We start from the raw sequence: 13,661 nt of genomic DNA on the forward strand, positions 1-13,661 counted from the left end.
TCCCCCGCTTGCTTGACGCGCGCCCTCCACCATGGCGGATACGCGTCCAGTGAAGGCACGCAGAGCCCAGACCCCCGCGCGATCGGCGGCTGCCGAGCCGCCGTCCCCACCCCCGCCCCCGGCGAGCGAGCCTGGCGGGGACGACCCGGCGTTCGACGAGGCGTCGGACCTCACGCCGGTCGTCGCCTCCAACCTGAAGCGGTTCCGGGCCGAGCGCGGCCTCTCGCTCGAGCGCCTGGCGAAGGCGTCCGGGGTGAGCCGGGCGATGCTCGGGCAGATCGAGCTGGGCCAGAGCACGCCGACCATCAACGTCCTCTGGAAGATCGCGCGCGCCCTCGGGGTCCCCTTCTCGGCGCTGATGAGCCAGGCGACCTCGCCCGTCACGACCGTCATGCAGTCCTCGCACGCGCGCATCCTGCGATCGCGCAACGGCGACTTCTCTTCCCGGGCGCTCTTCCCGATGGACCGGCCGCGCAACGTGGAGTTCTACGAGCTCCGCCTCGCGCCGCGCTCGGTCGAGCACGCCGACGCGCACGCGCCGGGCACCGCGGAGAACCTGATCGTCACCGAGGGCTCGGTGGAAATCACCGTGGCCGGCGAGCGGCGCCTGCTCGAGACCGGCGACGCCATCCTGTTCGAGGCCGACAGCCCGCACAGCTACCGCAACCCGGGCAGCGCAGAGGCCGTCATGTACCTCGTCATGACCTACGGCTCGCGCGGGTAGGTAGGTAGCTCGGCCGCATTTCCGGACCCCACCGGCCTCGTGTCCCTCCGGTATCCAAGACATGTCCTCCGTTATTTTGGCAGAACTCCCTTGCGTCCTCTGCTTTAGCGTGAGATATGTCCGTTATAACGGCGGTTACCCGCTGCGAGGAGCAAGGAGGCGGAGCGATGCGGATCACCTGGATTGGTGGGTTGGATCGCAACCAGGCTCAGCTGGAGCGGATGGCCCTGCAGGCGGGGCACCATCTGGAGTTTCACACGGGCAACACGGGCGGCCGCGGGGCGGCCGAGCTGCGGGCGGCCATCGAGCGGGCCGATCTCGTGATCGTGCTGACCGACGTGAACAGCCACGGCGGTGTGCTCCTCGCCAAGAAGCTCTGCCAGAAGCTCGGCCGCGCGGCGTTCATGGCCCGGCGCTGCGGCGCCTCGCGCTTCCAGCAGCTGCTCGACGCGCTCGCGCAGCGGGAATCGCGGTATCTCGCGGCTGGATGAGGGAGTAGGGACGATCGATGCGATGCTTGATGACGGTGCTTTGTTGTGTGCTGGCGCTGGCGCTCTCGGCGTGCTCGAAGGGCGATGCGGCCGGCGCCTCGAAGTCGGGGTCGCTGCAGATACTGAACGTCTCGTACGACCCCACGCGTGAGCTCTATGAAGAGGTGAACGCCGCCTTCGCGAAGCGCTGGAAGGAGCAGAGCGGACAGGACGTCACCATCAAGCAATCACACGGCGGCTCGGGCAAGCAGGCCCGGTCGGTGATCGACGGGCTCGAGGCGGACGTGGTCACGCTCGCGCTCGCCTACGACGTCGATGCGGTCGCGTCTGCCGGGCTGATCAAGGAGGGATGGCAGGCGCGCCTCAAGGACAACAGCGCTCCTTACACGTCGACCATTGTCTTCCTGGTGCGCAAGGGCAACCCCAAGGGCATCAAGGACTGGGACGATCTCGTGAAGGAGGGCGTCGCGGTCATCACCCCGAACCCGAAGACCTCCGGCGGGGCGCGGTGGAACTACCTCGCCGCGTGGGGGTACGAGCTGAAGCGGGCGGGCGGCGACGAGGCGAAGGCGAAGGACTTCGTCGGCCGCCTCTTCAAGAACGTGCCCGTCCTCGACACGGGGGCGCGCGGCTCGACCACGACGTTCGTCGAGCGTGGGCTCGGCGACGTCCTGATCGCCTGGGAGAACGAGGCGCTGCTCGCGGTGAAGCAGAGCGGTAAGGACAAGTTCGAGGTGATCGTGCCGTCGATCAGCATCCTCGCCGAGCCGCCTGTCGCGGTGGTCGACAAGGTGGTCGACAGGCGCGGGACGAGGGCCGCGGCGGAGGCGTACCTCGCCTTCCTCTCCACGGAGGAGGGGCAGCGCATCGCGGTGAAGCACTTCTATCGCCCGCGCAACCCGGCGATCCTCGCGGCGGCCGAGTCGGAGGGTGTCTTCCAGAAGGTCGCGCTCTTCTCGATTGACGACGTGTTCGGCGGGTGGCAAAAAGCCCAGAAGACGCATTTCTCCGACGGCGGCGTCTTCGACCAGATCTACCAGGCCGGTAAGTAGACTTCGTGGCTCTCCTCTGGCGGCGACAGAGCGTTCTGCCCGGCTTCGGGCTGGCGATGGGGATTACGGTAACGTACCTGTCGCTGCTCGTGCTTGTCCCGCTGTCGATGATCTTCCTCAAGACGGCGACGCTCCAGCCCGCCGAGATCTGGGCGGTGGTGACGTCGCCGCGCGCCGTCGCCTCCTTGAAGATGAGCTTCTCCGCGTCGCTCATCGCAGCGGGCATCAACGCGGTCTTCGGCGTCCTCGTGGCGTGGGTGCTCGTGCGCTACAGCTTTCCGGGCAAATCGATCGTCGACGCGCTCGTCGACCTGCCCTTCGCGCTGCCGACGGCGGTCGGCGGCATCGCGCTCACGGCCATCTATGCGCAGCAGGGGTGGGTCGGTCGGTTCCTGTACCCGCTCGGGATCCAGAGCGCGTTCAGCCGCCTGGGCGTCGTCATTGCGCTCACCTTCGTGGGGCTCCCGTTCGTCGTGCGGACCGTCCAGCCGGTGATGGAGGAGCTCGAGGTCGACCAGGAAGAGGCGGCGGCGTCGCTCGGCGCGGGCCGATTCGAGATCTTCCGTCGCATCCTCCTGCCCGCGCTCTGGCCATCGATCCTCACCGGGTTCGCGATGTCGTTCGCGAGGGCGTTCGGCGAGTACGGGTCGGTCGTGTTCATCTCCGGGAACATGCCGCTCAAGACGGAGATCACGCCGCTCGTCATCATGACCAAGCTCGAGCAGTACGACTATGCGGGCGCGACGGCGCTCGCGCTCGTGATGCTGCTCTGCTCCTTCGTGCTCCTCTTCCTGATCAACCGACTCCAGTCCTGGAGCGGCGCGCGCGTGTCGTCGCGGAGCCCTGTCGAAGCGCCCAAGCCCGCGTCGGAGCGGCCCGCGGGGGCCAGAGCGCCCGGGGTCGCGTCGTAATGGCTGGCGCGGCGGGCAAGCTGCGGGTCAGGTCGCGCGGGGCGGTGCGCGGCGCCACGTCCGAGCCCCCGCTGGTGCGCTGGGCGCTGACGGCGGTGGCGCTCGCGTTCCTCGGGTTCTTCCTGTTCCTGCCGGTCGTGTCGGTGTTCATCGAGGCGTTGAAGGACGGCCTCGCGGGGTACTGGCGGGCGATCACCGCGCCCGACGCCGTGGCCGCCATCGAGCTGACGCTCACGACCGCGATCATCGCCGTGCCGCTCAACCTCGTCTTCGGCGTGGCCGCGGCCTGGGCGATCGCGCGCTTCGAGTTCACGGGAAAGAGCCTGCTCGTCACGCTCATCGATCTCCCGTTCGCTGTCTCGCCGGTGATCTCCGGCATGATCTTCGTCCTGCTCTTCGGGGCGCAAGGGGTGCTCGGCCCCTGGCTCATCGAGCACGACCTCCGGGTCATCTTCGATCGTCCGGGGATCATCCTCGCGACGACGTTCGTGACGTTCCCGTTCGTCGCGCGCGAGCTCATCCCGTTCCTGGAGAGCCAGGGGGCCGACGAGGAGCACGCGGCGCTGTCGCTCGGCGCGAGCGGGTGGAGCATGTTCTTCCGCATCACCCTCCCCAACGCGAAGTGGGGCCTGCTCTACGGCGTGGTGCTCTGCAACGCGCGGGCGATGGGCGAGTTCGGCGCGGTGTCGGTCGTCTCGGGGCATATCCGGGGGCAGACCAACACCATGCCGCTGCACGTCGAGGTGCTCTACAACGAGTTCCACTTCTCGGCGGCGTTCGCCGTCGCCTCGCTGCTCGTCCTGCTCGCGCTCCTGACGCTCGTGGCGAAGCGCCTTATCGAGTACCGGGCGGAGCGAGACGCCGCTCCGGCGATCGACCCGGCGGCGAAGGCCGGCGCGGGGTGACGCGCGGGCGCCGTCCGGCGCTCGCGGGGGACAGGGCGCGCGCGGAGGAGCGAGGGGCGCTGGAGGACTCGGCGCGAGCGGCATGAGAGGGAGCGCCGGGGACACGGCGCTTCCCTGGAATCGCCGTTGCGCGGGAGAACGGAGCGCGCGCGGAGAACAGCGGCTCTCGACGCCTCGATCCCGGTGAGCGCCGCGGGAGGGCGGCTGCCGGGCTGCGCCCAACTTGCGATTGGCCCCCGGCGCTCCAGGTTCGAGGGAGGGGTCACCATGCGGTTCTTGGAAGCGGTTGGGCGTGTGATCGGCGGAGCGCTGTCTCCCATCGCCTTGGGAGGCAGCTTCATCCGGAGAGCGAGGCTGTTCCATCCCGACGGCGTGGTCTACTGCGCCGGGGTGAAGGCGCTCGCGGCGGAGGGCGAGGTCGGCGCGCTGGCGCAGCGGCTTGCGGGGCCGGCGCTCGTGCGGCTCTCGGGCGGGATGTGGCGGTGGCGGGACGGCAAGGGCGAGCGCCGTCCGGACGTGCTGGGGGTCGCGGTGCGCTTCCGGACCAGCGAAGAGGTGACGCCGGCCGCGAGCGCCGGCGATCAGGACCTGGTCTTCGTGAGCGCGCGCCGATTCTGGCTGCTCCCGTTCGCGCTCTTCACGACGAAGAGGCACGATTTCCTGGACAACGACTACTACGCGCTGGCGCGGTTCGACGTGGCCGGCCTCGGTCGCGCGGAGTTCCGCCTGGTGCCGCTGCGCGCGTCGGTGGTGAAAGGCAACCGCCGGGAGAAGCTGGAGCGCGCCGCAGCGGCGGGGCTCGCGCTGATGCGCCTCGAGGTGAGGCGAGGGGGATCGCGCGCGCGGTGGATGGCAGTGGCCGATATGGAGCTGTACGAGCCGGTGGACATCGACCAGCGCGCCCTCCGCTTCAACCCGTTCCAGACGGGGAAGGGGATCGTGCCGCGCGGGCTGCTCCAGGCGACGCGGCGGGCGGTCTACATGGCCAGCTACATCGGGCGGGCCCTGGGGGGGCGGGAGAGGGTGCCGCGCGCGAGAAGGACGCGGCGCGGCGGGCGCGAACAGTAATCAGCGGGGCGGCGCCGGGGTGCGGTGCGGGGGTTCTGGAGGGCTGCGGGGGAACGCGCGGAGGCCGCCTCCAAGGGGCAGCGGCCGGCGGAGGGGGGAGGGGGAGCGCACGGCGCGCGCTGGGGCCCCGCCGAACTCGCGTGAACGCCTGCGTTCACCTCGCTTCGCGAGATGAACGCAGGCGCAGAGTCGCTCGGACAGCGGCCCGTCCCCAGCGCGCGCCGTGCGCTCTCCTCCCCCCTCCGCCGGCTCCAGGATCGGGACGGAGGGAGCTGGAAGCTGGAAGCTGGAAGACAGAGCGAGAACGGCGACTGAACGGCGACTGAACGGCGACTGGACGAGCGCGGCGGAGCGCTGGCGGAAGAGGCGGCTCGGCCGCGTGAATCGTGAATGGAGACGGGGGGCACCAAAGGCGTTGACAGCCGGGCGGAGATGAGGCATGACCACGCGCCGCTTCGAACAGTCGGTGAGGTAGCCAAGTGGTTAGGCAACGGTTTGCAAAACCGTTATACGCGGGTTCGAATCCCGTCCTCACCTCCGCACGGACGTCACAGTTCGACTCTGCCGGTGGCATGCGACGGTGCCCAGCATCGCGCACCACGACGCCTCGATCGACGTCCGAGAGTTGTCGCAGCGGGCAGCGGCGATACTTCGTGCGCCACGGTTCTGGATCCAACGGATCGAGCCGAACGGCGCCGATGAGCCCGTAACGCACGAAGATGCGCCCCGCCATGGAGCACCTCGGAAGAGATTACTTCAGAGGGAACCAGACGGACTCGTAGCGGAACGTCACCTCTTCGCCTGGATGGATGTCGCGCACGGCGACGATCTCCATCTCCCTCGACTCGAGGTGTCGGATGACCTTTGCGTTTGGCTCGGGGGAGTGGTTGTACAGCATCCCGAGCCCGGTCGGGATCGCCGCCGCGTGCTCTCCCCAGAGGAAGTAATACGCGTGGAGCGCCGTCTGCTCGAGCAGCTCCCACTGCGGATCCGGGAGCACGATCACCGGCACACGCTCGACCGTCTCGTCCTTCGCGATGAGGCCGCACGCGAAGACGCCGAGACCCCTCTCTCCACTTGAGCCAATCTTGAGCTTCGTCATGGGCACGGCGTTATCGATCGGGCCGGCGAGGGCGCGGCGCCTCTCACCTCTTCTCCAGGTCTCGCCGCAGCCTGCCATGGGCCGATGCCCGCACCAAAAATTTTGCGCTCCACGGCTGGGACGCCGGCAGCCATGAGGCCTCTGCGTCGAGGTCCGGGCTCGTGATATTGTGGCGTGGCTGGATCGGCTCACCGCCGCGATGGGGCTGGTGATTCCGGCGCGCTGACGCATGGCCTCGGATCTCCCGCGAAAGCCCGTCGTGCCGCCCGACGCATCGAGCGATCGGGCCGCACCCGTGGAACGTACGCTCCCCGATGACGGTGGCGCCGATGGCTCAGGCCCCTCGCCGAGCGAGCGCGCGCCGACGCGGCTCTGGTCCCCACGGCGGTCCGCGGCCGAGCGTGCGCGAGCGGCGCTGGGCGCGCTCTTGCGAGCGGCGCTGGGCGCGCTCTTGCGGCGGGAGCCCCGCGCGCCGCGGCCCAAGCTGCCGCCCCGCGCGCTGCTCCTCCGCTGGGGAAAGCGGCTCGCGATCGCCCTCGCCTGCCTCCTTGCCGTCGCCGTGGTCGCCTTCTTCCTCGTCGTCCATCACTACGAGCGCGACCTGCCGACCACCGAGGAGCTCAAGAGCTACAACCCGCCGCAGGTGACGCGGTTCCTCGCGCGCGACGGCACCGTCATCGGTGAGCTCTTCGTCGAGCGCCGGACGCTCGTGCCCGTCATCGAGATCCCGCCGGTGATGAGCCTCGCGGCGCTCGCGGCCGAGGACGCCAGGTTCTACAAACACGACGGCCTCAATTACCTGGGCATGCTCCGCGCGCTGATCGTCAATCTGCGCTCGGCGGAGGCGCGCCAGGGCGGCAGCACGATCACCCAGCAGGTCGTGAAGAACGTGCTGCTCACGCACGAGCGCACGCTGGACCGGAAGGTGCGCGAGCTCCTCCTCGCGCGCCGTATCGAGCAGGAGCTCACGAAGGACCAGATCCTCGAGCTCTACCTGAACCACATCTACTTCGGGCACGGGCGCTACGGGGTCGAGGAGGCGGCGCGGTTCTACTTCGGCAAGAGCGTCCGTCAGGTCACGCTGGCCGAGGCGGCGCTCCTCGCGGGCCTCGTGAAGGGGCCCTCCATCTACTCGCCGCGCGTGAACAAGGAGCGCGCCGAGAAGCGCCGCGCCTTCGTGCTCGGTCAGATGCGCGAGAAGCGCTTCCTGCCCGCGGCGCAGATCGACGCCGCGCTCGCGGAGCCGATCCGCCTCGCGCCCGAGCCGGAGCACCTGGACGAGCTCGCGCCCGAGGTCCTCGCCGAGGCCGAGCGCGCGCTGCGGAAGGCCGTCGGGCCCGACGCGAGGTACGGCGGCTACACGGTCGTGACCTCGATCGACCCGAAGATGCAGGCCGCGGCGCGCGCGGCGGTGCGCCAGAACCTCGACGCCTACGCCGCGCGGCACGGGCTCGTCGCGCCGTTCACCCGCGCCAAGGGGGATCCGGCGCCCTTCCAGGGCGCGCCCAAGGACGCGGGCCGCGCCTACCTCGGCGCGGTGACCGGCGCCGACGACGCGCGCGGGACGCTGGCCGTCCGCGTCGGCACGGCGCAAGGCACCGTCGATCTGCGCAAGGAGCGCCGATACAACCCGCGCGGGCTCCCGCCGAGCCGCTTCGCCGAGGTCGGCAAGGTGCTGCGCGTGCGCTTCGAGGGCGATCCCGAGGCCGGCAAGCTCCGGCTCGACCTCGGCCCGCAGGGGGCGCTCGTCGCGATCGACGCGCGCACGCGCGAGATCGTCGCGCTCGCCGGCGGCTACGAGGGCGCGCGCGGCGGCCTCGATCGGGCGAGCAACGCGCACCGCCAGCCAGGATCGACCTTCAAGGCGATCGTCTACGGCTACGGCATCCATTCGCGAAAGCTCACGGCCGCGTCGATGCTCGAGACCGATCCGGCGGCGCTCGAGGGCTATCGGCCCGGCAACTACGACGAGAGCGAAGGGCAGAGCCCGAAGCGCCTGCGCGAGGCGCTCGCCCACAGCGTGAACGTGGCCGCGGTGTCGGCGCTCCGGGACGTCGGCCCCGAGGGCGTGGTCGCGTGGGCGCGGGAGCTCGGGATCGCGTCGAAGCTCGGCGCGGACCTGTCCCTCGCGCTCGGCTCCTACGAGGTGACCCCGCGCGAGATGGCGGCCGCCTACGCGACGTTCGCCGCGGGCGGCGCGTACCAGGAGCCCGTCCTCGTGACGAGGATCGCGGGCCCGCGCGGCGAGGCGCTGCCCCTGCCGGCGCGGCCCCCGCCGCGCCCGGTGATGACCGCGGCGGAGGCGTACATCACGACGGACCTGCTCACCTCGGTCGTGAAGGTCGGCACGGCGAAGCAGGCGCTCTCGCTGCGCCGGCCGATCGCCGGAAAGACCGGGACGACGAACGACGCGAGGGACGCGTGGTTCGTCGGCTACTCGACCGACATCGCGTGCGCCGTGTGGACCGGCTTCGACGACGCCACGACGCTCGGCGCGCGCGAGGTGGGCAGCAGCGCCGCCCTGCCGGCGTTCATCGCGTTCATGGAGAAGGCGCACGCGGGGCGGCCGGCGACCGACTTCCCGGAGCCGCTCGGAATCGTGCGCCTCCCGATCGACCCGGAGAGCGGGATGCCGGCGTTCCCCGGCCAGGAGGGCGCTGTGGAGGAGGTGTTCCTCGAGGGCACCGAGCCGACCGGCGTCGCGGTGCCGGACCCGGCCGCGATCGGGCAGGGGATCCTGGACCTCTTCAAGACGCAGTGACCGTCGTGATGCGACGGCGTTTCCCCTGCGCCCTGCGCCGCGGCCTCCATGTCGGGCTGGCCGGGCGCGCGGCGCCCTTGTGATCCTCGCAGCGCGACGCCGGCCCCACGCGGGCCGCCGCGCGCTATGTTCCGGGCCGCCCGCATGAAGTGGTCGCCGATCCTCGCCGCCCTGCTCCTGCTCGTGGCCGCGTGCAAGAGGCCCGCCGAGGAGGCGGTCGCGCTCTCGCCGCAGGCCGCGAAGGGCAAGGCCATGTTCTCCACCCTCTGCGCGGCGTGCCACGCCCCCAGCTCCAAGCTGGTCGGCCCTCCGCTCAGCGAGATCGCAGGGCTCTACAGGGCCGATCCCGCGGGCATCGTCCGCTGGGCCGTGACCCCGGGGCGCAAGCGCGCCGACGTCCCCCCGATGCCCAGCTTCCGCGGCGTCCGGGAGTCGGATCTCGCCGACATCGCGCAGTACATCATCGAGGCCGGCACCGCGGCCGGAAAGCAGGGTCCATGATCTATTCGTTCGTCCTCGTCGCGCACTCGTGGCTGCGCTGGGTCGTCCTGCTGCTCGGGCTCCTGGCGCTCGCGCGGTCGGTCCGTGGCTGGGCCCAGCGGGGGCCGTGGACGGCGGCGGATCGCAAGGTCGGCGCGGCGTTCGTCGGCTCGCTCGACGCCCAGTTCCTCCTCGGCATCCTGCTCTACACCGCGCTCAGCCCGCTCAGGCCCACGTCGCTGGCCGCGCTGAAGGCCGCCATGCCCATCGCGGCGCTGCGCTTCTTCGCCGTCGAGCACATCTTCACCATGATCGTGGCGGTGGCGGTCGCCCACGTCGCCTGGGCCCGGGTGAAGCGAGCCCCGGACCCCACCGCGCAGCACCGGCGCCTGGCGCTCGGCGTCCTCTTCACGCTGCTCGTCATCCTCGCCGCCATCCCGTGGCCCTTCATGGAGTACGGTCGCCCGCTCTTCCGGCTGCCCTGAGAGGCCGCCCACCGCCGCGCGTTCCCGGAGCAGCAGCCCGGGGCGCGCCGGCTTACGGGCTTACGCGACGTCCTCCCGGCTCATCCGGAGCAGCCACAGCGGCGCCAGCGCCTGCGACAGGCTCCGCACCAGCGCCGACTCGGCATACCCCATCACGTAGTCCTCGATCTCGATAGGCGCCGTCGCGCCCGGGCGGCGCGGCGGGTCGAACCGGACCCGTCGCACCACCGGGAGGAGCTCGGCCGGGTTCGGCGGGAGCGCGTGCCCGCGCCGCGCCGCCTCGTCGAACGCCGCCTGCAGCTCGAGGTGCTCCCGGACCGCGCCCGCCGGCGAGAGGCCCGGCCGGGCCGGCAGGACGCGCACCCGCACCACCTCGGGGCCGCGCGAGAGCGACGTCCAGACGTGCGCGCCCGTCTCCAGCTCGAAGAAGTCCGTCACGCACAGGCCCACGACGCTCAGGACGAGGAGCTCGGCCCCGCGCCCGGGGGCGGCGAGCATCGCCTCGAGCCCCGCCGCCCCGCGGCCCTGCTCGACCACGCGCGCGTGCCCGTCGCCGTCGGACGCGCTGCAGAGGGGCGCGCAGGCCCACCCCTCCACCTCACCCCCCGCCTCGCCGTAGGCGCGCGCGAGCGCCTCGAAGAGCCCCTCCTCGGGCTCGTCGCGCGCGCCGGCCGGCCTCTCGTCGAAGCGCGCCGCGCGGAGCAGCTCGATGAGGACCGCGTGCTGGCCCGGCTCGTCCACCTTGCGGAGCGCGCGCCGGAGCGCGTGGCCCTCCGCGATGCACTCAAGGACCTCCTGCTTCGCCGGCCGGCGCAGCGGGCCCGGCAGCTGGCGCCGGTGGAACAGGCGCACCCTGGAGCGGCTCCACTCGTCCTCGACCGTCACGTAGCCGAACCGCCGGACCTCCAGGTCGAGGTGCTGCTGCTCGTCGTCGTCGCCGCTCCGCCGCCGGACGAGGTCGATCCGCTCGCGGAACGCCCGGATCGCGCCGCGCATGGCGTCGAGGTTGTAGACCGCCTCCGCGTGCTCGTGCGCCTCGGGCCCCTCCGCCGCGGTCCGGCTGTGCTCCGCGAGGTGGTAGCGGATCCGCTCGGAGAGGCGCGCGAGGTCGTCGCTCCGATCGAGCGCGTCGACGAACTCGAGCAGCGGCGAGAGCTCCGCCGTGAGCGCGCCGAGCGGCCTCGCCATGAGCGGCGCGAGGGCCCACGCCGCGGCCGCGGGCTCGGCCTCCGCGAGCGCCTCGCGGTGCAGCGCAAACGTGGGTGACGCGGGCGACTCGGGTGACCCGGGTGACGCGGCGCCGTCGCTGCGCGCGGTCGTGAAGATGCGGATCACCTGCATCGCGGCGGGCGCGCCGCGGGTGAGCGCGTCGCTCAGCAGCGATCCGATCTCGTCCTCGATGAACCGCTTCACCGAGCGGGCGCCGTCCTCGGCAACGAACGCCTCGCGCGCGATCCGCTCGGCCACGCCGGCGCCCCGGCGCACGAAGGCGCTCCGCTCGGCGAGCCCGCGCCGGGCGAGCAGCCGGTCGAGCTCCTTCTCGGCCACCCGCACCGCCACCTCGGGCGTCAGCGGCCGGAACGGCACGACGCGGTCGATCCGGTTGAACAGCTCGGGCGGGAAGAAGTCGCGCACCGCCCGCGCGACCTCCTGGGCCGACTCCTCCGCGATCGCGAGCGCCCGCGCCTCGGGCAGTCCCGCGCCGCCGAAGCCCACCAGCGCCCGCGACCGCGCGCCCAGGTTGGACGTCATCACCACGACCGCGTGGTGGAAGTGCGCGGGCCTCGCCGCCGCGTCCGTGAGCCGCCCGTCCTCGAAGAGCTGGAGCAAGAGGCCGTGCACCGACGGGTGCGCCTTCTCGATCTCGTCGAGCAGCACCAGCGAGAACGGCTGCTCCCGCACCCGCTGCGTCAGGAGCCCGTCGGGCGCGTAGCGATCGCCGACGAGCCGCGCCGGCGCGTCCGGGCCGCTCTGCTCGCTCATGTCGAAGCGGAGCAGGCGCGACGCGCTGCCGTAGATGAGCTCCGCCATGCACCTGGCGAGCTCGGTCTTGCCGGTCCCCGTCGGCCCTGTGAACAGGTACACGCCGTACGGGCGCCGCGGATCCACGAGGCCCGCCTTGATGCGCGCCACGAGGTCCGCGGCGGCGCGCACGGCCTCCGGCTGGCCGATCACCCGCCGGCCGAGCTCCTCCTCCAGCGCGCCGGCGTCGAGCGGCTCGTCGCCGCCCAGGAGGAGCCGCGGTACGCCGGTCTTCTGCGACAGGAGCCGCAGCACGTCCTGCGAGCCGACCGATCGCGACGCGTGGCCGCGCGCCGGTCCCGGCTCCCCGGAGGACGAGGGCGTCACGCCCGCGCGGACGACCTCGCGCAGGAGGTCGACGGCCTTGCCCGGCAGCGCCTGCGCCGAGAGGAGCGAGCCGCCGAGATCGAGGATCGTCCGCAGCACGTACGGGCTCACGCGGGCGGCGTGGCGCTGCTCGAGCGCGCGGACCTCCCGCACCATGAGGCGGAACGTCTCGGAGGGCGTCGCCTCGGGGAGGAAGAGCGGCGTGAACAGGGCCGCGAACGACGGGGACTCCTGCTCGAGGAGGCGGAACGCCTCGGGGGAGCACTCGCCGACCATCACGATCTCGCGGCGGGAGAGCGGGCCGCGGAAGAAATCGGCGAGCGAGCGCTCGCTCTCGCGCGACCTGCCGATCCGGCCGAAGTGGTGGAGGTCGTCGATCACGAGGATCGCGCCCCGGCTGCGCGCGTCGTCGACGAGCTCGACGCACCGCTTCTCCCAGTCGCCGAGGTGGCTCATCCCGGCGATGAGCCTGCGGCCGCTCACGGCGAAGACGTCGCGGACGCGGTCGAGGTTCTTGTGCGCGCCGTACCCGTCGGCCGCGAGGAGATCGAGCACCGCCCGGTGGATCAGGGTCGTCTTGCCGCACCCCGGCGGGCCGACGACGACGACCGGCTGCGCCCTGCCCGCGCCGAGCAGCAGCGCGAGCTGCTCGCGCTGCGGCGATCGCGGCACGCCCGCGTCGAGGTTGCCCTGGGCCGCGCGCTGCGTGAGGCTCACGCCGAGGCTCGGCAGGACCTTGAGGCCCCGGCGCTTCTTCCAGCGGAACGCCGGATCGGCGCCGGTGTCGTCGTCGCCCGGTCGATCCGGCAGATCGGCGAGCGCCGAGCGCGGGGCGCACGAGAACGACAGCGCCGTGATGCGCTCCTTGCCCCGGCTCCAGAGCCGCGCGATCTCGTCGTCGTCGAGCGCGGCCCACGCGACCTGGAACAGCGCGCGGAGCTGCTCGTCCAGCGGGAGATCCTCGCGGATCGGCGCGGCCTCGCCCTGGCGGGCGGGGTGGTAGGCGAAGACGATGCGCTCCTGCTCCGAGGCCCAGCGCGGCTCGAGCACGACGGGGCAGAGCCCGCTCACCTTGCGCCGGTCGGCGGCGCCGGAGAGCGTGAGCTCGAGGCGCACCTTCTCGAGCCGGATGCCGCGGGGAAACTCGAAGCGCGCGATCTCGGCCGCGCGCGCCTTCTCGAAGACGGGCCTGAGCTCGTCGGTGAGCAGGCGCCGGACGCGCTCCGAGTGCCGCCCCTCCCGCGAGCGCGTGCTCGGGCCGAGGCCGAGCGTCACGCACTCGACGTTCGTGGTCCGCCGTTCGAAGAGCGGGATCGTGAAGTGCACGGCCTCA

The 13,661-nt window shown here is 72.1% G+C and carries 11 protein-coding genes and 1 tRNA gene; 10 read left to right on the plus strand and 2 right to left on the minus strand.

The window, feature by feature from the left end:
- Positions 1–49: 49 nt before the first annotated feature.
- The 7 genes from POL72_RS21815 (at position 50) to POL72_RS21845 (ending at position 5,688) form a co-directional block, all read left to right on the plus strand.
- Positions 50–724: a helix-turn-helix domain-containing protein gene (locus tag POL72_RS21815; protein WP_272097437.1), complete on the plus strand. Its 675-nt coding sequence runs from the start codon at positions 50–52 to the stop codon at positions 722–724.
- A 167-nt stretch (positions 725–891) separates the two neighbouring features.
- Complete coding sequence (locus tag POL72_RS21820) at positions 892–1,215, plus strand: DUF2325 domain-containing protein (protein ID WP_272097438.1); 324 nt, start codon at positions 892–894, stop codon at positions 1,213–1,215.
- A 29-nt stretch (positions 1,216–1,244) separates the two neighbouring features.
- Positions 1,245–2,267, plus strand: coding sequence for a sulfate ABC transporter substrate-binding protein (locus tag POL72_RS21825; RefSeq protein WP_272097439.1), 1,023 nt, complete (start codon positions 1,245–1,247; stop codon positions 2,265–2,267).
- A 5-nt stretch (positions 2,268–2,272) separates the two neighbouring features.
- Positions 2,273–3,178: a sulfate ABC transporter permease subunit CysT gene (gene cysT / locus POL72_RS21830; RefSeq protein WP_272097440.1), complete on the plus strand. Its 906-nt coding sequence runs from the start codon at positions 2,273–2,275 to the stop codon at positions 3,176–3,178.
- Positions 3,178–4,083, plus strand: a complete 906-nt coding sequence (gene cysW, locus POL72_RS21835; protein ID WP_272097441.1) for a sulfate ABC transporter permease subunit CysW — start codon at positions 3,178–3,180, stop codon at positions 4,081–4,083. The genes cysT and cysW overlap by 1 nt, the downstream gene beginning before the upstream one ends.
- Positions 4,084–4,350: 267 nt before the next feature.
- Entirely contained in the window at positions 4,351–5,151 is an 801-nt protein-coding gene (locus POL72_RS21840) for a hypothetical protein (RefSeq protein ID WP_272097442.1), read from the plus strand.
- Between the two features lie 465 nt (positions 5,152–5,616).
- Positions 5,617–5,688: transfer RNA gene (locus POL72_RS21845), tRNA-Cys, on the plus strand.
- Positions 5,689–5,902: 214 nt separating this feature from the next.
- Here the strand turns inward: POL72_RS21845 and POL72_RS21850 are convergent.
- On the minus strand, positions 5,903–6,253 hold the full coding sequence (locus POL72_RS21850) for an SET domain-containing protein (RefSeq protein ID WP_272097443.1): 351 nt from the start codon (positions 6,251–6,253) through the stop codon (positions 5,903–5,905).
- 295 nt (positions 6,254–6,548) lie between these two features.
- Between POL72_RS21850 and POL72_RS21855 the strand changes: the two genes are divergently transcribed.
- From POL72_RS21855 to POL72_RS21865, 3 genes are all read left to right on the plus strand, one after another.
- Positions 6,549–9,014, plus strand: coding sequence for a penicillin-binding protein 1A (locus POL72_RS21855; protein ID WP_272097444.1), 2,466 nt, complete (start codon positions 6,549–6,551; stop codon positions 9,012–9,014).
- A 144-nt stretch (positions 9,015–9,158) separates the two neighbouring features.
- Positions 9,159–9,515, plus strand: coding sequence for a c-type cytochrome (locus tag POL72_RS21860; protein WP_272097445.1), 357 nt, complete (start codon positions 9,159–9,161; stop codon positions 9,513–9,515).
- Positions 9,512–9,979, plus strand: a complete 468-nt coding sequence (locus tag POL72_RS21865) for a hypothetical protein (protein ID WP_272097446.1) — start codon at positions 9,512–9,514, stop codon at positions 9,977–9,979. The genes POL72_RS21860 and POL72_RS21865 overlap by 4 nt, the downstream gene beginning before the upstream one ends.
- A 60-nt stretch (positions 9,980–10,039) precedes the next feature.
- Here the strand turns inward: POL72_RS21865 and POL72_RS21870 are convergent, their stop codons facing one another.
- Positions 10,040–13,654, minus strand: a complete 3,615-nt coding sequence (locus POL72_RS21870) for an AAA family ATPase (RefSeq protein WP_272097447.1) — start codon at positions 13,652–13,654, stop codon at positions 10,040–10,042.
- Positions 13,655–13,661 lie beyond the last annotated feature (7 nt).

Origin of the sequence: Sorangium aterium (genome assembly GCF_028368935.1) — a bacterium.
GTDB classification, from domain to species: Bacteria; Myxococcota_A; Polyangia; order Polyangiales; family Polyangiaceae; genus Sorangium; species Sorangium atrum.